At 63.7% G+C, this 24,264-nt stretch carries 22 protein-coding genes and 1 riboswitch; of the genes, 15 read left to right on the top strand and 7 right to left on the bottom strand.

The features are described 5' to 3' along the window. Nucleotides 1–9: 9 nt before the first annotated feature. The gene (locus ACROSR_RS11435) at nucleotides 10–1,338 is read right to left on the bottom strand and encodes a PQQ-like beta-propeller repeat protein (protein ID WP_432685127.1); all 1,329 of its coding nucleotides are present in this window, start codon (nucleotides 1,336–1,338) and stop codon (nucleotides 10–12) included. Nucleotides 1,339–1,386: 48 nt separating this feature from the next. Next, on the bottom strand, nucleotides 1,387–2,076 hold the full coding sequence (locus tag ACROSR_RS11430) for a tetratricopeptide repeat protein (RefSeq protein WP_432685125.1): 690 nt from the start codon (nucleotides 2,074–2,076) through the stop codon (nucleotides 1,387–1,389). 180 nt (nucleotides 2,077–2,256) lie between these two features. Between ACROSR_RS11430 and ACROSR_RS11425 the strand changes: the two genes are divergently transcribed. Both ACROSR_RS11425 and ACROSR_RS11420 read left to right on the top strand, forming a co-directional pair. After that, a complete protein-coding gene (locus tag ACROSR_RS11425; protein ID WP_432685123.1) occupies nucleotides 2,257–3,489 on the top strand; it encodes an efflux RND transporter periplasmic adaptor subunit in 1,233 nt (410 codons plus the stop codon). Further along, entirely contained in the window at nucleotides 3,486–7,271 is a 3,786-nt protein-coding gene (locus tag ACROSR_RS11420) for an efflux RND transporter permease subunit (RefSeq protein WP_432685121.1), read from the top strand. Before ACROSR_RS11425 ends, ACROSR_RS11420 begins: the two co-directional genes overlap by 4 nt. 185 nt (nucleotides 7,272–7,456) lie before the next feature. Here ACROSR_RS11420 and irrA read toward each other — a convergent pair whose 3' ends face one another. Further along, complete coding sequence (gene irrA / locus ACROSR_RS11415) at nucleotides 7,457–7,876, bottom strand: iron response transcriptional regulator IrrA (RefSeq protein WP_432685119.1); 420 nt, start codon at nucleotides 7,874–7,876, stop codon at nucleotides 7,457–7,459. A 178-nt stretch (nucleotides 7,877–8,054) separates the two neighbouring features. On the opposite strand from irrA, the gene fabA reads away from it, so the two are divergent. From fabA to ACROSR_RS11395, 4 genes are all read left to right on the top strand, one after another. Next, nucleotides 8,055–8,564 (top strand): bifunctional 3-hydroxydecanoyl-ACP dehydratase/trans-2-decenoyl-ACP isomerase, encoded by a 510-nt coding sequence (gene fabA, locus ACROSR_RS11410; RefSeq protein WP_432685117.1) that lies wholly within the window; start codon nucleotides 8,055–8,057, stop codon nucleotides 8,562–8,564. Between the two features lie 111 nt (nucleotides 8,565–8,675). Beyond that, nucleotides 8,676–9,905: a beta-ketoacyl-ACP synthase I gene (gene fabB / locus ACROSR_RS11405; protein WP_432685115.1), complete on the top strand. Its 1,230-nt coding sequence runs from the start codon at nucleotides 8,676–8,678 to the stop codon at nucleotides 9,903–9,905. A gap of 7 nt (nucleotides 9,906–9,912) precedes the next feature. Continuing rightward, nucleotides 9,913–10,704, top strand: a complete 792-nt coding sequence (locus ACROSR_RS11400) for an enoyl-ACP reductase FabI (protein WP_432685113.1) — start codon at nucleotides 9,913–9,915, stop codon at nucleotides 10,702–10,704. Nucleotides 10,705–10,817: 113 nt separating this feature from the next. Further along, the gene (locus ACROSR_RS11395; protein WP_432685111.1) at nucleotides 10,818–12,149 is read left to right on the top strand and encodes a glycine cleavage T C-terminal barrel domain-containing protein; all 1,332 of its coding nucleotides are present in this window, start codon (nucleotides 10,818–10,820) and stop codon (nucleotides 12,147–12,149) included. A gap of 22 nt (nucleotides 12,150–12,171) precedes the next feature. On the opposite strand, the gene ACROSR_RS11390 is transcribed toward ACROSR_RS11395, so the two are convergent. Beyond that, entirely contained in the window at nucleotides 12,172–12,936 is a 765-nt protein-coding gene (locus ACROSR_RS11390) for an ADP-ribosylglycohydrolase family protein (protein WP_432685109.1), read from the bottom strand. A 73-nt stretch (nucleotides 12,937–13,009) separates the two neighbouring features. Then, on the bottom strand, nucleotides 13,010–13,885 hold the full coding sequence (locus ACROSR_RS11385) for a hypothetical protein (protein ID WP_432685107.1): 876 nt from the start codon (nucleotides 13,883–13,885) through the stop codon (nucleotides 13,010–13,012). A 113-nt stretch (nucleotides 13,886–13,998) separates the two neighbouring features. Here ACROSR_RS11385 and miaB point away from each other — a divergent pair, with 113 nt between their 5' ends. From miaB to trmB, 9 genes are all read left to right on the top strand, one after another. Then, on the top strand, nucleotides 13,999–15,324 hold the full coding sequence (miaB, locus tag ACROSR_RS11380) for a tRNA (N6-isopentenyl adenosine(37)-C2)-methylthiotransferase MiaB (RefSeq protein WP_432685105.1): 1,326 nt from the start codon (nucleotides 13,999–14,001) through the stop codon (nucleotides 15,322–15,324). A gap of 201 nt (nucleotides 15,325–15,525) precedes the next feature. Beyond that, on the top strand, nucleotides 15,526–16,065 hold the full coding sequence (locus ACROSR_RS11375) for an OmpA family protein (RefSeq protein ID WP_432685103.1): 540 nt from the start codon (nucleotides 15,526–15,528) through the stop codon (nucleotides 16,063–16,065). Nucleotides 16,066–16,077: 12 nt separating this feature from the next. Further along, nucleotides 16,078–16,383: a hypothetical protein gene (locus ACROSR_RS11370; protein ID WP_432685101.1), complete on the top strand. Its 306-nt coding sequence runs from the start codon at nucleotides 16,078–16,080 to the stop codon at nucleotides 16,381–16,383. 143 nt (nucleotides 16,384–16,526) lie between these two features. Beyond that, entirely contained in the window at nucleotides 16,527–17,534 is a 1,008-nt protein-coding gene (locus ACROSR_RS11365; RefSeq protein ID WP_432685099.1) for a PhoH family protein, read from the top strand. A gap of 6 nt (nucleotides 17,535–17,540) precedes the next feature. Then, on the top strand, nucleotides 17,541–18,029 hold the full coding sequence (ybeY, locus tag ACROSR_RS11360; protein WP_432685097.1) for an rRNA maturation RNase YbeY: 489 nt from the start codon (nucleotides 17,541–17,543) through the stop codon (nucleotides 18,027–18,029). 41 nt (nucleotides 18,030–18,070) lie between these two features. Then, nucleotides 18,071–18,958, top strand: coding sequence for a CBS domain-containing protein (locus tag ACROSR_RS11355; protein ID WP_432685095.1), 888 nt, complete (start codon nucleotides 18,071–18,073; stop codon nucleotides 18,956–18,958). Next, the gene (gene lnt, locus ACROSR_RS11350; RefSeq protein ID WP_432685093.1) at nucleotides 18,951–20,477 is read left to right on the top strand and encodes an apolipoprotein N-acyltransferase; all 1,527 of its coding nucleotides are present in this window, start codon (nucleotides 18,951–18,953) and stop codon (nucleotides 20,475–20,477) included. The genes ACROSR_RS11355 and lnt overlap by 8 nt, the downstream gene beginning before the upstream one ends. Nucleotides 20,478–20,516: 39 nt before the next feature. After that, nucleotides 20,517–20,563: riboswitch (SAM-SAH riboswitch) on the top strand. Nucleotides 20,564–20,568: 5 nt separating this feature from the next. Further along, nucleotides 20,569–21,735, top strand: coding sequence for a methionine adenosyltransferase (metK, locus tag ACROSR_RS11345; RefSeq protein ID WP_432685091.1), 1,167 nt, complete (start codon nucleotides 20,569–20,571; stop codon nucleotides 21,733–21,735). Nucleotides 21,736–21,777: 42 nt separating this feature from the next. Continuing rightward, a complete protein-coding gene (gene trmB, locus ACROSR_RS11340) occupies nucleotides 21,778–22,491 on the top strand; it encodes a tRNA (guanine(46)-N(7))-methyltransferase TrmB (protein ID WP_432685089.1) in 714 nt (237 codons plus the stop codon). A gap of 35 nt (nucleotides 22,492–22,526) precedes the next feature. Here the strand turns inward: trmB and ACROSR_RS11335 are convergent, their stop codons facing one another. Next, nucleotides 22,527–22,676 carry a sulfotransferase gene (locus tag ACROSR_RS11335; RefSeq protein WP_432685087.1) on the bottom strand — a complete coding sequence of 50 codons (150 nt, stop codon included), beginning with the start codon at nucleotides 22,674–22,676 and terminating at the stop codon, nucleotides 22,527–22,529. A gap of 253 nt (nucleotides 22,677–22,929) precedes the next feature. Further along, a complete protein-coding gene (gene argE / locus ACROSR_RS11330) occupies nucleotides 22,930–24,093 on the bottom strand; it encodes an acetylornithine deacetylase (RefSeq protein ID WP_432685085.1) in 1,164 nt (387 codons plus the stop codon). Nucleotides 24,094–24,264 lie beyond the last annotated feature (171 nt).

Genomic DNA, 24,264 nt, shown 5'->3' with positions numbered 1-24,264 from the left:
ATGACGCGGTCAACGGAAAGCCAGCAACTGCCCATTTTTTGAAACGACATACAGCGTGTTGCCGGCCACTACCGGATTCGACGTCGCGCCGCCCGGCAGATCGACAGCGCGCACCAACCGACCCGAGGCGGGATCGAAAAACCGCAACCGCTCGTCGCCGGATGCAAGGATCAGCTGCCCGCCCGCGATGATCGGCCCGTAATGGCCGACGATCTCGGCCTGCCGTTTCGGCTTTTGGTCGGTGAATAGCGGCAGGGGATGACCCCAGATGCGCGCGCCATCATCGGCGTCGAGCCGGACGAGTTCATTCCGGTCCGTCACCATGAAGACAGAGCCGCCCGCGGGCCAGACCGGGTTGAGCGGACCCTCGTTCGCGGTCCAGATGCGCTTGCCGCTGCCAAGGCGCAGCGCCACGACACGTCCCGCATGGCTTCCGGTGTAGACGCGGTCGCCCACGACCACCGGATCCCCGGTGATGTCCAGCACGCGCGCACTTGCGACGCCTTCGCGCTGGCCGGCGATTTGCGCATCCCACAGGCGCAAGCCGCCCCGGCGGAACGCGCCCTGCAACTCGCCCGCGCCGAATGCGAAGATCGCGTATTTGTCGGTGATTGCCGGGGCCGGCCCGCCCAGCACGTTGTGGATGTCGGGTGTGCCGCTCAACTGCCATTGCACGCGACCGGTTTCGGTATCCAGAACCCACGCGACGTCGTCCCCGGCCACCACGTAGACAAGATCGTCATAGACAGCGGGTGCGGCGGTGCCGGGGGCATCGAGGTCCTGTTGCCACAACTGCGCCCCGGTTTCGGGATCGAGGGCCGTCAGCAGCCCAAAGCCCGAGGACACGAATAGCTTGCCGTCGCCAAAGGCCAGACCGCCGCCGCTGGCCTCTTTCGACCGGTCGTTCGGCGGCGTCAGGTCGGTTGTCCACAAACGCGATCCCGAGGTCGAGACCGCCGCGACCGTTGCCTGCGCATCCAGAGTGAACACGCGCCCGCCCGCCACGACGGGATCGGCGGTGATGCGCACCCGTTTGCCGTCACCGGCGCCGATATTCGCCGACCATGCCAGTGTCGGCGCGCTGGACAAGGCGGGATGCGCGGTGCGGGTCGACGGTGTGCCGATGCGCTGCGTCCAGTCTCTATTGACCGTGGGTGCGGGCAGCCCAAGCGCGACGACCCGGTTTTCCGGTGTCTCGTCGATCTGCGCGCGGCGCACGTCGCTTTGCAGTACTTCGCGGATGCCTTCGCGTTCGCCGCTCAGGATCGGCTCATCCTGCGAGCAGGCCGCAAGGGCAAGGGCCGCAGCCAGCCCGAAAATGATCGTTTGTGCCCTCACCGCATCGCCCTCGCTTGTCGTAGTCTGCCGTCTGACCGATGGCTGTTGTTATTGCAGCATGCCCGCCGCGCCGGGCGAAGCCCCCGAAGTGTTCGGCGGATCTTCTCCCAAGGCCACAATCACTTGTGTCGCCCGCCGACGCAAGCCCGCTGTCGCCTCGGCATCCGCGGCGATCGCCGTCAGGCGTTCTAGGGCGGCGCTCCGGTCGCCCGTCTCTAGCGCGATCAGGGCCAGTTGCTCTTCGGCCAGAAGCCGGATGACACCGCCCTCGGATACCAGCGCCTCGAGCCTTTGCCGACGGGTGTCGACGCTCAGCCCGGACTGGGGCAGGGTGACGGCCTTGAGGGTCGCGATCTGCCGATAGACGTCTGCCGTCTCGGCCTGTTCGGTGATCGAAAGCAGCCGCGCGGCCGCGCTTTCGGGGTCGCCTTCGGCCACTTCGCCCGCTGCCAGAAGGTCCACGACCGCCGCGGCCTCGGGGTTGGGGGCGTCGATCTCGGCAAGCGCCGACGCCCGCGCCGCGCGATCCGGTTGGGACAGCGCCGCGAGGATGGAGTCGCCGAACGCCTGCGCCGCATCTTCTGCCTGCGCCTTGCGCCACTCGTTCCAGGCGGCCCCGCCCACAAGCACGAGGATCAGCAGAACGGCGATCCAGCCATAGCGCCGCATCAGCCGGAACAGCCGGTCGCGCCGCACCTCTTCGGTGACTTCTTCTATGAAACCGTCAGTCTCGCTCACGCACTCGGCCTTTCCTCGACATGTCGGGGTCTCTTAACGTGAAGGTCGTCGTCTGCCAAGGGTCCGCGGCGCGGCCCGATGCGGGATGCTTGCGGAGCGCGGGCGCCGCCATTAATCTGAACTGGAGAGTTTAGCGTATTCCTTGTATCTTAATGATGTCTTCCAAGAGAAAGTGCGTTGATGCGCCTTGTTCCGATCCTGATGGCCGTTCTGGTCTCTGCGCTGATCTACGCCTTCGTGTTCGAGCGTGACCGCATCGCGGCGCTCTTGCCGCAGTCACAGGAAGATGGCGACGCGGCGGCTGCGCCGGCGACGGACGAATCAGACCCGCCGGTTGACGGGGCCATGCGCGTCGTCGTTCAACGTTCGACCGCGCGCGAGGTGGACAGCGCAGTGACATTGCGCGGCCAGACCGAGGCCGACCGCGTGGTGGAACTGCGCGCCGAAACCTCGGGCCTTGTCATATCGGAACCGCTGCGCAAGGGCGCCTCTGTCGAGCGCGGGGATCTTCTGTGCCGTCTGGACCCGGCGGCGCGCGCGGCCACCTTGCAGGAGGCACGTGCGCGCCTGTCAGAGGCCAGGGCACGCGTTCCCGAGGCCGAGGCGCGACTGGAGGAGGCGCGCGCGCAGCGGGAAGAGGCCGAGATCAACTACAACGCCGCAGAGAACCTTGCCGGTGACGGATTTTCGTCGCAAAGCCGCGTCGCCGCGACCCGCGCCGCGCTTCGTTCGGCCGAGGCGGCCGTGCAGTCGGCCAGATCCGGGCTGGAATCCGCCCGCGCCGGAATCGAAGGGGCCCGTGCCGCGGTGGCAAGCGCCGAAAAGGAGATCGAGCGGCTGCGCATCACGGCGCCTTTCGCAGGGGTCCTAGAGACCGATGCGGCGGAAATCGGCAGCCTGCTGCAGCCCGGCGCGCTGTGTGCCACCGTGTTGCAGCTTGATCCCATGACGCTTGTCGGGTTCGTTTCGGAATTGCAGGTGGCGCGCGTAGCGTCGGGCGCCGCCGCGACGGCGCGTACCGCGTCCGGACAGGAGGTGTCGGGCGAGGTTAGTTTCCTGTCGCGCGCCGCCGACCCGACGACGCGCACATTCCGGGTGGAAGTGCGGGTGCCAAACCCCGATCTGGCCCTGCGCGACGGCGAGACCGCGGAAATCAGTGTCGAGTCCGACGGCAAGATGGCGCATCTGCTGCCCCAGTCCGCGCTGACGCTGGACGATTCCGGCACCCTGGGCCTGCGTCTGGTGGATGACGATCAGACGGTGACGTTCACCCCGGTGACGATGTTGCGGGATACACCCACCGGGGTCTGGCTGACCGGCCTGCCCGACATGGCCGAGGTGATCGTCATCGGACACGAGTACGTCACGGACGGCGTGCGCGTGCAGCCTGTCTACCAGGATCTCGGGCAATGACCGGGATCGTGGACTGGGCCGCGGCACGGGCGCGGATGGTGCTGGCCTTCATCGTCCTGTCGATCCTTGCAGGGACGCTGGCCTATATCGGCCTGCCCAAGGAGGGAGAGCCGGATATCGAGGTGCCCGCGCTGTTCATCTCGGTGCCGTTTCCGGGGATTTCCGCGGAGGACAGCGAAAAGCTGCTTGTCAAGCCGATGGAGGCCGAGCTGAGCGACCTTGACGGGCTTGACAAGATGACGGGCACTGCGGCCGAGAATTACGGCGGCGTCGCGCTGGAATTCGAATTCGGCTGGGACAAGACCAAGATCCTCGCCGATGTGCGCGACGCGATGGACACCGCGGAGGCCGAGTTTCCCGAGGGCTACGAGAAATACACGCTGAACGAAGTGAATTTCAGCGAATTCCCGATCATCATCGTGAACCTGTCCGGCCCTGTCCCCGAGCGCACGATGTTCCGTCTTGCGGGGGATCTTCAGGACACGCTGGAGGGGCTGGAGCCGGTGCTGGAGGCCGGGATCGCGGGCGATCGCGAAGAGATGGTCGAAGTCGTGATCGACCCGCTCCGGCTGGAGGCGTACAACGTCACAGCAGGCGAACTGATCAACGTCGTGCGCAACAACAACCAGTTGATCGCGGCCGGCGAAGTGGACAACGAGCAAGGCACCTTCGCGGTCAAGATCGCGTCGTCGTTCGAGGAGACGCGCGACATCTACGCGCTGCCGATCAAGACCAACGGCGACCGCGTCGTGCGGCTGGGGGATCTGGCGACGATCAATCTGACCTTCGAGGATCGGACCGGCACCGCCCGCTTCAACGGCGAGACAACCGTTGCGCTGCAGGTGGTCAAGCGCAAGGGCTTCAACATCATCGACACCGCCGACCTGGTGCGCGAGACGGTGGCCGAGGCTGAAAGCGGCTGGCCCGAGGAGTTGCAGGTGGCGGTCAATGTCGGCACCTCCAACGACCAGTCGCGCACGGTGGCGTCCATGGTCAGGCAGCTCGAGGGGTCGGTTCTTACGGCCATCGCGCTGGTGATGATCGTGACGCTTGCCGCGCTTGGCATCCGGCCGGCCCTGCTGGTCGGGTTCGCGATCCCGACCTCGTTCCTGTTATGCTTTGCCTTGCTGGCGGTGATGGGCGTGGCGGTGTCGAACATCGTGATGTTTGGCCTGATCCTTGCGGTCGGGATGCTGGTGGACGGGGCCATCGTCGTCGTGGAATACGCCGACAAGCGCATCGCCGAGGGCGAAGGGCCCATGCATGCCTATGTCGGCGCCGCCAAGCGCATGTTCTGGCCCGTGGTCAGTTCCACGGCGACCACGCTCTGCGCGTTTCTTCCGATGCTGTTCTGGCCCGGCATTCCGGGCGAGTTCATGGGTATGCTGCCGGTCACGCTGATCTTCGTGCTTTCGGCGTCGCTGTTGGTGGCACTGGTCTATCTGCCGGTCCTCGGCGGTGTGACCGGACGGCTGGAACGCTGGCTCAACGACCGCATGGACGCGATCGCGCAGGGGTTCTGGTTGTGGCATGTCGGGATCTTTCCGCTTGCCGCGGGGCTGATCCTTCTGGCGGGGCAGGCGGCGCCTGTCCTGTTTGACGAGGTGGCCGCGCAATTCGCGGCGATGGATGGCGAGAATATCCTGGGGTCTGTCATACCGGTTCTGGCGACGGTTTTTGGCCTGCTTCTGGGGGTGGTCGTGCTCATCGCCGTTGGGGTGGGCAGTGTCGTTCTGTGCCTGTTGGGGCTGATGGCGGGCCCGCGCCGGTTCGGCAATGCGCTGCGCACGCTGCGCGCGGCGCTTTTGCCGCGACGCCGGGGCCGGGTGCATGCGGGCTACCGCCGCTCGGCCTTCGGTCGGCTTATCCACATGGTGGTGGGCAATCCGGTCATGCCCCTGGCTGCGTTCGGCGCGATTTTCGTCCTCGTCGGTTCGGTGCTGATGTTCTACATCTCCAACAACAATGGCACCGAGTTCTTCGTCGAAAGCGAACCGGAGCAGGCGATCGTGTATGTGCGCGGACGGGGCAACCTGTCGCTCGACCAGAAAGACGCCCTCGTCGAGCAGGTCGAGGATGTCGTGCGCGCGCATCCCGGTGTCGAGACGGCATTTGCCTTCGCGGGCGAGGGCGGGCTCGAGAACAATACCGGGGGCGCGCAACCGCCCCGCGACACGATTGGCCAGGTGCAGTTCGAGACGATCCCGTGGGAGGACCGGCCGCGCAGCACGGAAACCTGGTTCACCCTTCCCGTGTTCGACGTGGCGGTGCGGCGCGATGTTGTGACGCCGGCCTATGACGGCGATGCGGTGATCGCGGACCTGACCCGGCAGCTTGAAGAGATTCCCGGCATCAAGATCGAGATCCTGGCACAGGCGCGCGGCCCGGCCTCGGCAAAGCCCGTGCATCTGCGCATCAAGGGCGATGACTGGCAAACGCTGCAGGCCTTCACCCAAGAGGCGCGCCAGCGGTTCGAAGAGACCCGTGGCCTGCGCCAGATCGAGGACACGCTGCCGCTGCCGGGCATCGACTGGCAAATCGACGTGGACGTGGAAAAGGCGGGTCGCTTCGGTGCGGATGTGGCGACCGTGGGGGCGATGGTGCAGCTCGTGACGCGGGGTATCCTGCTGGACACGATGCGTGTGGACAGCAGCGACGAGGAAATCGACATCCGCGTGCGCCTGCCGGAACAGGACCGCGTACTCTCGACGCTCGACAGCCTGAAGGTGCGGACCGAAAACGGCCTCGTGCCGCTGTCGAATTTCATCAGCCGGCAACCGGTAGAGCAATTGTCGCAGATCGACCGCTTCAACCAGACAAGATTTTTCGACATCAAGGCGGCCGTGGCGGAGGGTCTGACCCATACCATCCGCGGAGAGGACGGAACCGAGCAGACGGTACCGATCACCGCCAACGAGCGGATAGAGAGGCTGACCGAGTGGCTCGATTCCGGTGTCGTACCCGCGGGATTGAGTTATGACTGGACCGGGGACGCAGAGGAACAGGCGGAATCCGGCGCGTTCCTGCAAAAGGCGTTCGCGGGGGCGCTCGGCCTCATGTTCATCATCCTGCTGGCCCAGTTCAACAGCGTCTACAACGCGGTTCTGGTCCTTCTGGCAGTGATCCTGTCGACGACCGGCGTGCTTGTCGGCATGCTGGTGATGAACCAGCCATTCTCGATCATCATGACCGGTACGGGGATTGTCGCGCTTGCCGGGATCGTGGTGAACAACAACATCGTCCTGATCGACACCTATCAGGATTATGCCCGCTACATGCCGCGCATCGCCGCGATCACCCGCACCGCGCAGGACCGGATTCGCCCCGTCCTGCTGACCACCACCACAACCATGGCCGGGCTTGCGCCGATGATGTTCGGCCTCAGCCTCGATTTCTTCAATGGCGGGTATTCCTTCGACAGCCCGACCGCGCTGTGGTGGAAGCAGCTTGCGACGGCTGTGGTCTTTGGTCTCGGCATCGCGACGGTACTGACGCTGGTCTTCACGCCGGCCATGCTGGCGCTGCGGGTCTGGGTGGGAACCTACGTCATCTGGGCCGCCCGGTTGATGGCGATGCTGTCCATGGGCCGGTCAAGCCGGGCCGCGCAGGACTGGGCCCTCGCACATGCCGCGCGTCAGGCGCAGCGGGATGAAATCATCTGGCCGGACGAGGGACAGACACCATCGACGCGCGGCGGGACCACCCCCGCCCCGCATGTCGATGATCTCAAGCGCGTTTTGCGAGATCGGGACCCGTCACACCCCATGCGCGCCGCCGAATAGGGCCCGCACGGATCCGATTGTGGATGACACGGTTTTCATCCCGCTGGCACATCGCGTCTGCGCTTGCCGGAATCAGGATATCAGATCGTCCGGTCTGGCCGTGTTATGGTGTCAGTCGTCGTCAAGCGCTGACCCCGCCCCGGATCACGATCAGGTCCATGTGCGGTACTACCCGATGACCGGGATCAGTTATCCCGCCGAAGACGGATCACGACATCGACGGCGCTGATGCTTGTGCCGTCAGGTGCGCGTGGCAATCGCGCGATTTCCAGATCTTCCGCGGGCGCATCGCTTAGCCGGTTGTCCTCTTCCCAGTAGAAATGGGGATGATCGTGCGTATTCGTGTCAAAATGGCTTTTGGCACCGTCGACCATGACTTCCTGAATGAGACCCGCATCGCAGAACGCGCGCAGAGTGTTATAGACCGTTGCCAGGGACACGCTTTCACCGTGGTTCTGCACGTCCGAAAAGAGGCTTTCCGCCGTCACGTGACGGTGCTGACCATCGCCGATCAGAAGTTGTGCCAAGGCTATGCGCTGGCGTGTCGGGCGCAATCCCGCCCCGGTCAGCCAGTCTACTGCCAAAGATTTTGTTTCGACCGTCATTTTCGACCTTTCCACGATTGCTTTACATATAGGGCGACATGCCCCCCGATTTCAAACAAATTTCATGCATCGCGAAACAAGGCCGCAATCGCGCGTCAGGCTTGCAAGCGCCTTTTTCACGATGTTACAGGCTGACGCGTCAAAGGTTTCTTGAACCAGAAATGAAAGGGCCACGCCGATGGCCGACTACCCAAGCAGTTTCGATCGTGACGACCTGCTCAAGTGCGCGCGCGGCGAGCTTTTTGGGCCCGGCAATGCCCAGTTGCCGGAGCCCCCGATGCTGATGATGGACCGGATCACCGATGTCTCGGAGGATGGCGGGGCGCATGGCAAGGGTCACATCACGGCTGAATTCGATATCGATCCGGACTTGTGGTTCTTCAAATGCCATTTCCCCGGCAACCCGATCATGCCCGGCTGTCTTGGCCTCGACGCGTTGTGGCAGTTGACCGGCTTCAATCTGGGCTGGCGTGGCTGGCCGGGCCGCGGCTACGCACTCGGTGTGGGCGAGGTCAAGCTGACAGGCATGGTTCGGCCAGATCGCAAGATGCTGACCTATTACGTGGATTTCACGAAGGCCGTCCAGTCGCGCCGCCTGACGATGGGTGTGGCCGATGGCATCGTCGAGGCCGATGGCGAGGTGATCTACCAGGTGAAGGACATGAAGGTGGCGCTGTCCGAAACCTGACGCATCCGTGCCAGCAGGGGGGCGGATGTCCCGCTTCGCGTCCAGCCTAACCGCTTGCCCCGTATCCCGCCCTGTCCTACACACGCACGAAGGGCGAAAAGGAGAGTGCCTATGCGTCGTGTCGTCGTCACCGGATTGGGGATCGTATCCAGCATCGGCAACAATGCCGAGGAAGTACTGACCTCGCTCAAGGCGGGACGGTCCGGGATCACCGCCAGCGATGAAATGGCCGAGCATGGCTTTCGCAGCCAGATCGCGGGCGCGGTCAAGCTTGATCCGGCCGATCATGTGGACAAGCGCACGCTGCGCTTCATGGGGCCGGGCGCGGCCTATGCCTATATCGCAATGGGTCAGGCCATCGCCGATAGCGGGCTTGAAGAGGCCGACGTCGTCAACCCGCGCACGGGACTTGTCGCGGGCTCGGGCGGGCCGTCCACCAGCGCCATGCTGGCGGCGCATCAAACCGTGCTGACCAGGGGCAGCCCCAAGCGGATCGGGCCGTTCGCCGTGCCCAAATGCATGTCGTCGACGATATCGGCCAACCTGTCGACCGCCTACCAGATCAAGGGCATCAATTATTCCATCACCTCGGCCTGTTCGACCAGCCTGCACTGCATCGGCAACGCGGCCGAGCAGATCATGATGGGCAAGCAGGACGTGATGTTCGCGGGCGGCGGCGAGGAACTCGACTGGACGCTCTCGTGCTTGTTCGACGCCATGGGCGCGATGTCATCCAAGTACAACGACACGCCCGAACGCGCGAGCCGAGCCTTCGACGAGGGCCGCGACGGATTCGTGATCTCCGGCGGCGGCGGTATGCTGGTGCTGGAAGAGCTGGAGCGCGCCCGCGCCCGCGGCGCGAAGATCTACGCAGAGGTTACCGGGTACGGCGCGACCTCGGACGGGTCGGACATGGTCGCGCCCTCGGGCGAGGGCGGCGAGCGCGCGATGCGCGTTGCGTTGTCTACGCTGCCCGAAGGTCGCCGCGTCAGCTATATCAATGCGCATGGCACATCGACGCCGGTGGGCGATGTCGGAGAGGTCGAGGCCGTGCGGCGTATCTTCGGACAGGGCACGACCCCGCCGATCAGTTCCACGAAATCGATGACCGGCCACAGCCAGGGCGCCACCGGCGCACAAGAGGCGATCTATTGCCTGCTGGCGCTGGAGCATGATTTCATCATCCCCTCGATCAATGTCGAGACCCTCGATCCGGCGCTGGATGCAGCCGAGATCGCCACCGACCGCGTGGATGACGCGGGACTGGACACCGTGATGACAAACTCCTTCGGCTTCGGTGGCACCAACGGCTGCATGTTGCTCAGCAGATATGGCGGATGAAACACAAATGACGAATTCGATGCAGGGCAAACGCGGGCTGATCATGGGGGTTGCCAATGACCGCTCCATCGCGTGGGGCGTGGCGCAGGCGATGCATGCCGCCGGTGCCGAGCTGGCCTTTTCCTACCAGGGAGAGAATTTCGCAAGGCGGGTCGAGCCGCTCGCCGCCAGCGTCGGATCGGATATTCTGCTCGATCTGGATGTCAGCGACGATGCCTCACTCGACGCGGCGTTCGAGACACTGGGCGCGAAATGGCCGACCATCGATTTCGTGGTCCATGCCATCGCCTATTCCGACAAGTCGGAACTGACGGGGCGGTTCATCAACACCAGCCGCCACAACTTCAAGCATTCGCTGGACATCTCGGCCTATTCCTTCATCGAGGTCGCGCGCCGGGCCCATCCGATGATGCGCGATAATGGCGGCTGCCTGCTGACGCTGACCTATCAGGGTTCCAACAAGGTGGTGCCCAATTACAACGTGATGGGCGTTGCCAAGGCGGCGCTTGAGGCGACGACGCGATACCTGGCCAATGACCTCGGGCCTGACGGGATCCGGGTGAATGCCATATCGCCGGGGCCCATGCGCACACTGGCCGGCGCGGCGATCGGAGGCGCGCGCAAGACCTTCAAGCATACGGAAATGAACGCGCCGATGCGCGCCAATGCAACGCTCGAGGCGATCGGCGGCACGGCGGTCTACCTTGCGTCGGATGCGGGGGCGTTCACCAGCGGCGAGATCATTCACGTGGATGGCGGTTATCACATCCTCGGCATGCCACAGGCCGAGAACCTCTGACGGACGGTGCGCGCGGTGCCGGCCCAAAAGTGACATCGTTTGACATGAAGATGTGATCGGCGCCGGCTTGGTGCCGCCTTGATGATATTTCAGGCGCTTCCCATGTCATAGGCATGACGTGGCAGGAAACTTCACAGAACCGTTCTCATCCGAACGTGCCGGGGGTGGATCAGTCGGACCGCACCGTGCCGGTCAACTTGAGGCAATCGGGGCCGACGCCGGTGCAGATGCTGATCTCGACCCGCGTTCGCAAATCGCCATTCTGGCATCTGTCGGTCGAGGCGGGCGCGTGGCGCGCGACCGTCTATAACCGAATGTATCATCCCCGCGGCTACGTGAAGCCCGAGGATGGCGGCGCGATGGCCGAATACCGCGCGCTCGTCGGCGGCGTCACGCTGTGGAATGTCGCGGTCGAACGGCAGATCCGTGTCAAGGGTCCGGATGCCGAGGATTTCGTCAATACCGTCATCACGCGCGACGCCACGCGGATCAAGCCGATGCACGGAAAATACTGTATCCTGTGCAACGACAAGGGCGGTATTCTAAACGATCCGGTGCTGTTGCGCTTGGCGCGAGACGAATTCTGGTTCTCGGTGTCGGACAGCGATCTCATGCTCTGGCTTCAGGGGGTGAATACCCCGCGCCGGTGGCAGGTCGAAATCGACGAGATCGACGTCGCACCGCTGCAGATCCAGGGGCCGCTATCCGAGGACATGATGGCCGATCTGATCGGCGAGGATCTGCGCGAGATCCCCTATTACGGCCTGATGGAGGCCGAGATCGGCGGGTGTCCTGTGATCATCAGCCAGACAGGCTTTACCGGAGAGAAAGGCTATGAAGTCTATGTGCGTGACGCTTCCGAGACGGCGGAACGTGTCTGGTACGCCTTGCGCGGCATCGGGGCCCGCTACGGGTTGCGGGTCATCGCCCCCGCGCACCACCGCCGGATCGCGGCCGGAATCCTCAGTTGGGGTCAGGACATGGACGCCGAGACATCGCCGTTTCAGGTCAACCTTGCCTACCAGGTGCCGCGCCACAAGACGACCGATTACATCGGCAAGACCGCCTTGGAAAAACAGCGCGCCCAGATCGACGCGGGTGGCTATCCCTTCACCCTGAAGCTTGTCGGAATGAAGCTGGGCGGTCTGCCGATCACCGATTACGCGCCGGATTTCTGGCTGATCCAGACCGAGGATGGCATCCGTCGCGGCTATGTCACCTCGCCATGGTGGTCGCCCGAGTTGGGCACCAACATCGCGCTTGGATATGTGCCGTGGAACCGGTCTGATGTCGGCACGGAGTTGCGTGTCGAATTGCCCGCCGGGTATTGCGAGGATCCGGACCACCCGGTGCCGGCCGAGGTGGTCGAAGTCCCCTTCAGACCCTCCGTGCATCCAAGCGCGCGCGAGCAGGCGCGCGGAAAGGGACGCGATAGCGACGACTAGCGTCGCGGGCGCGATCCCGCCCTCAGGCGCGTCGGATGTGACTGTCGAACCGGGCGAGCGCCGCACGCAGATCGTCGGTCAGGAAATCGCGCGCGCGCGCCGCCATGTCCGCTGGCACGGCATGACGGGCCTCGGCCACGGCGCCCGCGATGCAGGCCAGCGTATCGGTGTCGCCGCCCAGCCCGACCGCCGTGCGCACGGCGGTCTCCCAACTGTCGGAGTCAAGCGCGGCGGCAAGGGCCGGGGGTACGGTCCCGGCGGTCGAGATGTCGAACGCACCTTCTGACTGCGCGATCCGCGGATCGAGGTCATAGTCGAAACGCGTTTCGAGATCCGTCCTCACGCGGGCCACATCGGTGCCTGTCCGCAAGGCAAGGATTGCGCGCGCCACGGCTTGCGCGCCGGCCACCGCGTCGGGGTGATCGTGGCTGACGCGGGCCTGCGCCGCGGCTTGCCTGTCCACCTCTTCCGCGGTCTCGGCCAGCCAGCCGACGGCGGCGACCCGCATCGGGGCGCCATTGCCCCAGCTGCCATACCCGGTGCGGCGTTCGGACATCGCCCATTGGCGGAACAGGCCGCCATAGCCGCGTCCGGGATGGCGCCGCACAAAGGTTTTCAGCGTTGCCGCGAAGTCGCCCTCGTCCAGCAGCGCCTCTGCCACCGCCAGGGTGCATACGGTATCGTCGGTGAATCGACACGCAGCGTCGAACAGGACGAATCCGGGCTTCGGGGGCGGGCCGCCTTCGAACCGCGAACCGACGATGTCGCCTGCAATTGCTCCGATCATGCCGTTTCCTTCCTTGGTCGATGAGACTAGGCGCCGGGGGCATCCGGGTGTGACCCACCCTCACGAACCTGGGTCAGAACCACTGCCCCGGTTCCATCAGGCCCATGTCCAGCAACTGCCGCGAGTGCCACGCGAATGGCGTCGAATTGTGCCAGCGAAAGCTGTCGATTTCGAAGGTCGAACCGGGATTGCGCTTGAGCGCCTTTGCGGTGCGAAAAGACGCGATCGCCGCCGTGAGGTTGTTGTGCCAAGGACAGGCGTAGGTGTTGTATTCCTCGTCGGAAAACGTGTGATCGTCCCGCAGGCGCAGCCCCGGCTTGGCCTTGAACAGCGCGATCCGGTCGATCTTGCGCCGTGCGGCGGGGACGTGTTCCTCGTAGCGCCACCGCAGCCCCCCGAAGAAATCGAGCTGCCGCTCCCTTGGATGGTCGTGGTTGTCGGGGTCTTTGCGGGCAAGGGCGTAATAGCCCGATCTGTCGAGAAGCGCGTCGTCAAGCGATACGCCATCGGGGTGTCGTCCCAAGTCGGCGGCATACAGATCGACCACGTAGGTCAGCATGGCGCCGCGTCGTTCCTCGCTGTGGAAGGTCAGCATTTCCCCCACGCTGCGGGTCTCGCAGAAGGGGTGGAAAAGATACTCGGCATTGTAACAGTAATACATCCAGACGCCCGGTGCCGCCTCGATCATCGCGTTGACGGCATCGGTCAGCCTGTCGCCCGTGGCCAGATCGAAGGCGACGCGATACAGGCCTGGATCATCGGCGATGTCCGGTGCCAGATTGAAAGCGTCGGGCGCGAACAGGACCGTCGCCTTGAACCCCGATGCGATGTGGTGACGCAAGGTCGAGTCCAGTTCGACCTGATCCTCGGCGAAAATCAACGCGATCGGTCCTGTGGCAAGAGCCGGTCGGGGCGAGGCGAGAAACTCCGTCAGGGTCGGGGCGGTCACGGGGTGCTCCATCCTGTAGTTGTGGCCAAGGTCCGACAAACAGGCAGGCATTGCAAGTGCCCCCGGGGGTGATGTATTCCATACCTTCGCAATCAGGGGTGAAGGTCAGGCGCATGACGGATACCAAGAAACTCTATGTCAAAACCTATGGCTGTCAGATGAACGTCTATGACAGCGAGCGCATGGTCGAGGCCATGGGCGGTGCCGGGTATGTCGAAACCCAAAGCCCCGACGACGCCGACATGATCTTGCTCAACACGTGTCACATCCGCGAGAAGGCGGCGGAAAAGGTCTATTCCGAGCTGGGCCGCTTTCGCGGCCTGAAAGAGGCGAATCCCGATCTCAAGATCGGTGTTGCCGGCTGCGTGGCGCAGGCCGAGGGCGAAGAGATCATGCGCCGTCAGCCGCTTGTCGATCTGGTGGTCGGCCCGCAAAGCTATCATCGCCTGCCGGATCTCGAGGCGCGCGCGCGCGACGGTCAAAAGGCGCTGGATACCGATTTTCCGCTCGACGACAAGTTCGAGACGCTGCGCACGCGCCCCAAGGCGCGGCGTGGCCCCTCGGCGTTCCTGACCGTACAGGAGGGGTGCGACAAGTTCTGCGCGTTTTGCGTGGTCCCCTATACCCGCGGGGCCGAGGTCAGCCGCCCCGTGGACCGTGTGCTGGAAGAGGCGCGCGGCCTTGTCGATCGCGGCGTTCGCGAGATCACCCTTCTGGGTCAGAACGTCAACGCCTATCACGGGCCGGGCGAGGGGGGCGACTGGAGCCTCGCACGCCTGATCTGGGCGCTGAACAAGATCGACGGGCTGCAGCGCATCCGCTTTACCACCAGCCATCCCAACGACATGAGCGACGACCTGATCGAGGCCCATGGAACCTGCGAAAAGCTGATGCCCTACCTGCATTTGCCGGTGCAATCGGGCAGCGACCGCATCCTCAAGCGGATGAACCGCAGCCATACCGCCGACAGCTATCTGCGCCTGATCGAGCGTATCCGCGCCGCGCGGCCCGATATCCTGATCTCGGGGGATTTCATCGTCGGCTTTCCCGAGGAAACCGAAGAGGATTTCCAGGCGACGATGGATCTGATCGAGGCGGTGGGGTACGGCTATGCATTCTCGTTCAAGTATTCCACGCGCCCCGGAACCCCTGCCGCGGAACGTCAACAGGTGGACGAGGCCGTCAAGACCGAGCGTCTTCATCGTCTGCAGGCGTTGCTCACCAAGCAGCAGCGCGCCGCGCAGGATGCGATGGTCGGCCAGCGGATCGGGGTTCTCTTCGAAAAACCGGGGCGCATGCACGGACAGATGGTCGGCAAGTCCGATCACTTGCACGCCGTTCACGTGACGGGGGCCGACCTGAGCCCCGGAGATCTGAGACAGGTCGAAATCGTGGAGAGCGCCGCGAACTCTCTGGCCGGACGGCTAGTGGATGCCTGAGGGCCTGGTCAGATCAGGCCCTGTGCCTGTCGTGCCTGTCATCCGCTGAAATGACGCGTGATACGATGGAATATGCTTCACACGTGGCTTTTTGTTGATAGTTTCGTATCAAACTTCGGTCACACTTCATCACTGTATTGGAAAGTGACGACATCAGGAAAGGCCAACAGCGTGACAAGAGATTTCATGATGCTGAACGGAATGGCACTCGCTGGACGTGCGGCGGTCGTGGCGCTGGTCGTCAGCGCCGGGGCGGCGCAGGCCCAGGACGCCGCACCAACCGGGGAACGCTACGAACCGGCCATATGGATCGATCCGGATGGATGCGAGCATTGGGTGATGGACGATGGCGCCGAAGGGTTCATGTCGCCGCACCTGACCCGACAGGGGTTGCCCGTGTGCCACGAACAGAACCTTTGCGGCACGGTGCAGGGCGACCAGACATTCGGCACCGACAGCGCCCAGATCAGCACGGCAAACCGGAAAAGCCTGCGAGAGTTCTTCGAGAATTCGGATGCGGTCGCCTACACGATCGTCGGTCACACCGACGATCGCGCATCGCATGATTACAACATGGACCTGTCCCAGCGTCGCGCGAACGCGGTCGCGTCTGTCGCGCGCGACGCCGGGGCACGCTTGTCGGACGTGCGCGGTCACGCCGCGCAATTCCCCAAGGCAACGAACGAGACCGCTGATGGCAGGGCGCAGAACCGCCGTGTCGAAATTCTGTGCTGGCGCTGAAGGAACGAAACGATGGTAACTTTCAAGATATCCCTGACGCTGCCCGTCATCGTCCTTCTCTCGGCCTGTGTGGACGGTGCCGTCGGCCCGGACAAGACCCGTGATCGCGGGCTCGATGCCAAGCCGCTTACGGAACTTCAGGCGGGCATCTGGGTGGACCCCAACGGCTGCGATCACTGGATCATCGACGACGGCGTGGAGGGATACATGTCGCCGCGTCTCGACAAATATGGCAAGCCCGTCTGCTCTGGCGTGGCCGCCCCGAACGTCGCGACCGGCGATTTCAAGAAGGGAAGCCCGTTTGCCGACGCGATCTGACCCGAGGGGTCGATGTCAAAAGCGTGCCTGCGCGATCCGGCCCGCGGTTATTCGCCGCAATGGCGACAGTTTGCCCCGGCTCCTTGCGCCCGGTGCCGTCACTTGGCATTATAAGGTAACGCGTCACGCAGTTGGAGACATGCTTGGTTCATAGCGCACCGCCCCCAGATCCCACAGTGGCCCCGGGGCACCAAACCGTTGTGGAATTTCCCGATAATCGTCTGCTGATCGACCTGTGCGGTGAATATGACCGCAATCTTGTTGACATAGAGAAAAATCTGGGTGTGCAAATCCTGCGACGCGGCAATCAACTGGCCGTGGTCGGCGAGGCAGGCGCGCGTGAAGAGACGGCAGGCGTGCTCGCGGCGCTTTACGAACGGTTGGAAAACGGCAAGCTGGTAGAGGCTGCCGATGTGGACCGCGAATTGCGCATGGGGCAATCCGAAGAGGCGAAAGATGGCTTCGACGGCGATCAGCTCGAAATGTTCAAGGGCGGCGCGGTCGAGATCAAGACCCGCAAGAAACTGATCGAGCCGCGCACGGATGCGCAGAAATCCTACGTTACATCGCTGTTCGCGCATGAACTGTCGTTCGGGATCGGTCCGGCAGGCACGGGCAAGACATACCTCGCCGTCGCGGTCGGCGTGAACATGTTCATCGAAGGCCATGTCGATCGAATCATCCTTGCCCGTCCCGCGGTCGAGGCAGGCGAGAAGCTTGGCTATCTGCCCGGCGACATGAAGGACAAGGTCGATCCTTACATGCAGCCCCTCTACGATGCGCTGAACGATTTTCTACCCGCGAAACAGCTGGCCAAGCTGATCGAGGAAAAGAAGATCGAGATCGCGCCCCTGGCTTTCATGCGGGGCCGCACGCTGGCCAATGCCTTTGTCGTGCTCGACGAGGCGCAGAACGCCACATCGATGCAGATGAAGATGTTTCTGACCCGTCTTGGCGAGGGCTCCCGCATGGTCATCACCGGGGATCGTACGCAGATCGACCTGCCGCGCGGCGTGCCGTCGGGGCTGTCGGATGCCGAGCGGTTGTTGAAGTCCATTCCGCAGATAAGCTTCAACTATTTCACAGCCGCCGACGTCGTGCGTCATCCCCTTGTCGCGGCCATCATCGACGCCTACGAGGCCGATGGCTGAGCACGCATGGTGACCGAGGTTCTGTTCGAGGACGACCGCTGGATGGATGCGGACCTGAAGACGCTGGCCGAGACCGGCGCGGTCGCGACGCTGACATATCTGGGCCTTGATCCATCCGACTGGGAAATCGGCATACTCGCCTGCGACGATCCGCGTATCGCGGCGCTCAACGGCGACTTCCGTGACAGGCCGCAGCCGACCAACGTGCTTAGCTGGCCAAGCGAGGAGCGAGGCGCCGACCCGCCCGGCACGCCGCCGGATTTGCCGGTGCCCGGCTGTGATCCCGATCTCGGGGACATCGCCATCGCCTACGACACCTGCGCCCGCGAGGCCGAGATGGGCGGAAAAACGTTCGGCGATCACGTTCTGCACCTGATCGTCCACGCGGTCCTGCACGTGCTGGGCTATGATCATGTCCGTGACCAAGATGCCACTTTGATGGAGGCGACCGAGGTCGCGATACTTGGCAAACTGGGTGTTTCTGATCCATATTAGCAATCAAGGGGCTAGTGCCCCTGTCATCTGGAAAGAGTGGAATGGACGACAGCATCGAAGGATCTTCTAGAGCAGCGCAGGGCGCGCCAGCAGAGGATCACACGGAAACGGACGACTCGAATGGTTTCTTCCGTCGTGTCATGGACATATTCAATCCCGGCGAGGACAGCGACAACGACCGGGTCGGCGGCAAGGATCTTGGCAATGGCGCGCCGGGCATAGGCAACCTGCGCCACATGGCCGTAGAGGATGTGGCCATCCCCAAGGCCGAGATCGTGTCGGTACCCGCCGATATCAGCCAGGATGATCTCGTGCATGTCTTCCGCGACAGCAGCATGACGCGCCTTCCGGTCTACGAGGGCACGCTGGATACGCCGATCGGGATGATCCATCTCAAGGATTTCGCGCTCAAGCACGGGTTCAACGGCGACAGTACCGACTTCTCGCTCAAGGGGATGTTGCGTCCGCTTCTTTTCGTGCCGCCATCCATGCCCATAGGCGTTCTGCTGCAAAAGATGCAGGCCGAACGGCGTCACATGGCCCTCGTGATCGACGAATATGGCGGGGTCGATGGCCTGTTGACGATCGAGGACCTGATCGAGCAGGTCGTGGGCCAGATCGAGGACGAGCACGACATCGACGAAGGCAACTACTGGTCCGAGGAAAAGCCGGGCTGCTACGTGGCATTAGCCAAGACCCCCCTGGACGAGTTCGAGGCCGAGATCGGACAATCGCTCACCGACGTGGATGAGGTCGACGAGGAAGAGATCGACACGATTGGCGGGTTGGTTTTCATGCTTCTGGGCCGGGTGCCGGTGCGTGGCGAGGTGATCGAGCATCCCGCCGGCCCGGTGATCGAGGTTATCGAGGCGGATCCGCGGCGGATCAAGCGCGTGCGCGTGCGTCTTGTCGAGTCGGCGAGTGGCTGACACCGGCCGCGTCGCGAAGACTGTCCATCACGTTCTTAGGCTGCCGCGGTGGCAACGCGCCGCGATACTGCTGATCACAGGGGCCTGCGCGGCCTTGGGGCAGGCCCCGGTGGGTGCCTGGCCCGTTACCGTGCTGGCCCTCGCCGTGGTTTTCGGTCTTTTCCGGCATGTCGAGGGATGGCGCGCGGCGGCCTGGCTGGGATGGATCGTCGGTACCGGATATTTCCTTTTGTCCCTCAACTGGATAGTCGAGCCGTTCTTTGTCGATCTGGCGCGCCACGGATGGATGGCCCCGTTCGCCCTGCTGGGGCTGTCGGCCGGAATGGCGCTGTACTGGGCTGTCGGATTGGCGGCGGGTCAGGCCGTCGGCGGCGGGCTTGCCGGGTTCGTGGGCGGTCTCGGTCTTGCCGAACTGGCGCGCGGATACCTTTTCACCGGTTTCCCGTGGGCGCAGCCGGGGCATGTGTTGATCGACACGCCGATCCTGCACTGGGCGTCATGGCTGGGGGCGCCGGGGCTGGTTGCGTTCGTTCTGACCGTGGCGGCCGCACTCTGGTACGCGGTGACGGCGCGGCACGTGCCCTCGGGCCTGGCGCTTGCAGGGGCCGCATTGCTGTGGCCGCTTGCCGCGTGGCTGACACCGGACCCCGCTGTCGAACCCGACGCCCCGACCGTTCGCTTGATCCAGCCCAATGCGCCACAGAACGAAAAGTGGGATCCTGACAAGATCCAGACGTTCTACGAGCGGCAGTTGATGTTCACGTCCGCGGGCGACGGGGCAGGGCCCGACCTTGTCGTCTGGCCCGAGACGGCCGTACAGGTCTGGCTGAATCACGCGGAGTCGACGCTTGCGACAATATCCGACGCGGCAAACGGCGCACCCGTCGTCCTCGGCCTGCAACGCTTTGAAGGGCCGAGGTTTTACAACTCGCTCGTGCATGTCGAGGCCGGCGGCAAGGTGTCGGCCGTGTACGACAAGCATCACCTCGTGCCGTTTGGCGAATACATGCCATTTGGCAATCTTCTGTCGGAATGGGGCATTCACGGTCTCGCCTCGAATGCGGGGCGGGGCTATTCGGCGGGGCCCGGCGCGCGACTGATCGACATGGGGGATTTGGGGCGCGCGCTGCCGTTGATCTGCTACGAGGGCGTTTTCGCCCGCGATCTCCGCGCGGCCCCCGATCGCGCGGATTTCCTGATCCTGATCACGAATGACGCCTGGTTCGGCAGGATTTCCGGCCCGTATCAACACCTTGCGCAGGCGCGCCTGCGCAGTGCCGAGATGGGCCTGCCGATGATCCGGGTGGCCAATACCGGCATTTCGGCGATGATCGACGCGACCGGGCGCGTGATGGCGCGAATTCCGATGGGGCGGGCTGGCTGGCGTGACGCGCCCCTGCCGCCCGCCTTGCCACCGACCGTCTATGCGCGGGTGGGGGACATCCCCATGATCGTTGTGTTTCTCGGATTTTTGGGCATGTCATTTGCCCGGCACAGGCGGCGCCGCACGCCGAGATAGCCGTTGACGTGCTATGCCCGGCGGCGTATCGACGCCGGATCCCCGGCACAACGGCTTCCTGGCGTGTCGGATGCATCAATGGAGCGGCTTCATGACACGACAGGACTACCTTTTCACCTCCGAATCCGTATCGGAGGGGCATCCCGACAAGGTGTGCGACCGCATATCCGACGCCATTCTCGACGCTTTCCTGACCCAAGAGGACAAGGCGCGGGTCGCCTGCGAGACATTTGCGACCACGAACTGTGTGGTCGTCGGCGGCGAGGTGGGCCTGTCCGATCCGGGCCGCCTGCAAGACATGATGGGCGGGGTCGAGCAGATCGTGCGAGAGTGCGTGCGTGACATCGGCTACGAGCAGGACGAATTTCACTGGAACACGCTGACGTTCCACAATTACCTGCACAAGCAATCGGCCCATATCGCGCAGGGCGTCGATCGTGACGGGGCGGGCGACCAAGGGATCATGTTCGGCTATGCCGTGGACGAGACACCCGAATTGATGCCGGCACCGATCCTGTTTTCGCACGCCATTCTCAAGACCCTCGCCGAGGCGCGCAAGTCCGGAGCAGAGCCGATGCTGGGCCCTGATGCCAAGTCCCAACTGACCTTGCGATATGAAGGCGGCAAACCGGTCGAGGTGACGCAGCTTGTGCTTTCGACGCAGCACACGGATGTGACCCAGACAAGTGATGACATCCGCGCGATCGTCGAGCCCTACATTCGACAGGTCGTTCCGGATCAATGGCTTACGGAAAAAACCGAATGGTGGGTCAACCCCACCGGCACCTTCGTGATCGGCGGGCCGGACGGTGATGCGGGTCTGACCGGGCGCAAGATCATCGTGGACACCTATGGCGGGGCGGCCCCGCACGGGGGCGGTGCGTTTTCCGGCAAGGACCCGACAAAGGTGGACAGATCAGCGGCTTACGCGGCGCGCTACCTTGCCAAGAACGTCGTCGCCGCCGGGTTGGCGCAGAAATGCACCCTGCAATTGAGTTACGCGATCGGCGTGGCGCGGCCCTTGTCGATCTACGTGGAAACGCACGGCACTGGTCAAGTTCCGGAAACCGAGATAGAAAACGCCATCTCCAAGGTGATGGACCTGACCCCGCGCGGCATCCGCGAGCATCTGGGGCTGTTGCGCCCGATCTATGCGCGCACGGCGGCCTACGGTCATTTTGGACGCGCACCAGAGGCGGATGGCGGCTTCAGCTGGGAGCGGACCGACCTGGTCGAGGCATTGAAAAAGGCGGTATGATCAGACAGGTGGCGAATGATCGTCACGCAAGGGTGGTGCAATATGAGCGGTGACACATCCCCGCAGGCTGCGCCGTGGCGCAATTTTCACGGCCGGCTGAAAGGCAAGGCGCTGCGTCCCAGTCAAGAGGTCTACCTGGCCGAGGATCTGGGCAAGCTATCGCCCGGCCCGGTCGACTGGGACGTGAACCCGGATCGACATCCCATTGATCTGAAGAAGTATTTCGGCGATCGAGAGGTCTGGCTGGAAATCGGGTTCGGCGGGGGCGAACACATGGTGCATCAAGCCACCCGACACCCCGAAGCGGGAATCATCGGGTGCGAGCCGTATATCAACGGTGTGGCGATGCTCTTGGGCAAGATCCGCGATGCAAAGACGCAGAATATTGCCGTTTATCCCGGTGACGTTCGAAACATGTTTGACGTTCTGCCGGAAAATTCCATCTCGCGCGCGTTCCTGCTCTATCCGGATCCATGGCCCAAGACGCGCCACCACAAGCGGCGTTTCGTGACCGCAGAGCATCTGGAGCCTTTGGCGAAGTGCCTGAAAAAAGGTGCCGATTTCCGGGTTGCGACGGATATTCCCGACTATGTACGCCAGACCCTCGAAGAGGTGCCGCAGCATGGCTTTGATCGTCTGACCGAGGGCCCCGATGATTGGCGCACGCCGTGGAGTGACTGGATTTCAACACGTTACGAACAGAAGGCCCTGCGGGAGGGGCGCGTGCCGCATTACCTGACATTTCGCAAGACCTGACACGCGCATCGCGTGCGGCCCGTCATGGCGTTGGTTCAGACGGGTGCGCCGCCGAAATGCGCCCAGAACCCGTCGCGGTAATGGCTGCGTGGGAAGGGCGCGTCGGGCACGGGCACACCGAGGACCGCGCAGAGCGGGCCCACCCGCCGGACACGCGACAGGTCCGCTTGTATCTGTTCGCGCACCACCGCGTTATTACGGCGATGGCACAGCCGCAATCAGGGTGGTCGGTGAAGGTCTCGTTCAGGAAACAGCCCTGCATAGTGACGAAGATCTCGCGAACATGCGGCGGCAGGTCCATATTTGGGGGCGTTGGTGAAGACCTTGCCGATGGTGGTGTTGAAGCTGCGCCACAAGTTGGTCTCGTCGCAGTCGGTAGGAATGACATGTGCGTCGGTCAAGGCGTGCATCGTATGCGGCCACACTGCGCCACCGCGATCACGCTGCGAGCTTGTCGCCCAGACGGTCCAGCATGTCGAGGCATTGCTGCAACTGATCGAGCGAGACATACTCGTCCGCCTTGTGTGCCTGCTCGATCGAGCCGGGGCCGCACACGACCGCCGACATGCCGTAATTCTGAAAGAGCCCGGCCTCGGTTCCGAAGGGCACCAGCTCGGCGTGGTTGCGACCGGTGAGTTCCATCATGATGTCACGGGCTTCGTTCACATCCGTCGGCTCCAACCCGTCGACCTCGCCGATCACCTCGGTGCTGATCGTGGCCTCCGGATGGATCTTGCGCATCCGCGGCAGCAGCATTTCTTCGCAATAGCGGCGCAGATCCTCCTTTACGAATTGCGCGTCGGCGGCTTGCACGGGGCGCATTTCCCACTCGATCGTCGCGTTCGAGGCTATGACGTTATGCGCCACGCCGCCCTTGAGCGAGCCGGTATTGATCGTCGTCCAGGGGGGCTCGAACCTGCTGGTCTCGGGCGCGCGGGCGCGCAGGGCCTCTTTCAGCTCCAGCAGGCGGTTCACATAGCGCACCGCGTATTCCACCGCGTTCACCCCGCGCGACGGTGCGGACCCGTGCCCGGCAAGTCCGCTGAAATGGGTGGTGTATTCGTAACAGCCCTTGTGACCTTCGATGATGCGCATCGACGTCGGCTCGCCGATGATCGCCACGCCGGGGCGGATGCCGCGCGCGCGCAGGCTTTCGACCAGGGCCTGACCGCCGAAGCACCCCACCTCCTCGTCATAGGTGAAGGCGAAATGCACCGGCCGGTCGCGGACCCGTTCGGCAAATATCGGGGCCATTGCGCAGGCGGCGGCGATGAACCCCTTCATGTCGCAGGTGCCGCGCCCGTAAAGATGTCCGTCTTCTTCTATCAGGTCGAACGGATCACTGGCCCAGTTCTGTTCCGTGACGGGCACCACGTCGGAATGACCCGACAGCACGATTCCGCCATCCACCTCTGGACCGATGGTCGCAAAGAGGTTCGCCTTGTGCCCGATCTCGTCATGGAAAATGTCCACCCGCGCGCCGTGCGATTCGAGCCTGTGCGCGAGATAGGCGATCATGTCCAGATTGCTGTATTCCGAAATTGTCGGGAACGCGATCAGGTCACGCAGAAGGGCGACGGTGTCGGCGAGTTTTGTTATCAACTGGCGGGTCCTTGATGGTTCGAGGCGAGGGTGTCGAGCAACGAAGTGAGCATGTGAAGGCGGCTGTGTAACGTCAATACCCTGTAAGGGGTTTTCTGCCACCCTTGTCGGGGAAAGGGGTGCTTGCCCGCACCGTGTGCAGCCCGGAAGTGGCCTGCGGGCCGGTCACGC

This window comes from Roseovarius tibetensis, from assembly GCF_050896375.1.
Classification (GTDB): Bacteria; Pseudomonadota; Alphaproteobacteria; order Rhodobacterales; family Rhodobacteraceae; genus Roseovarius; species Roseovarius tibetensis.
This window is presented reverse-complemented; position numbering and strand designations above follow the sequence as displayed.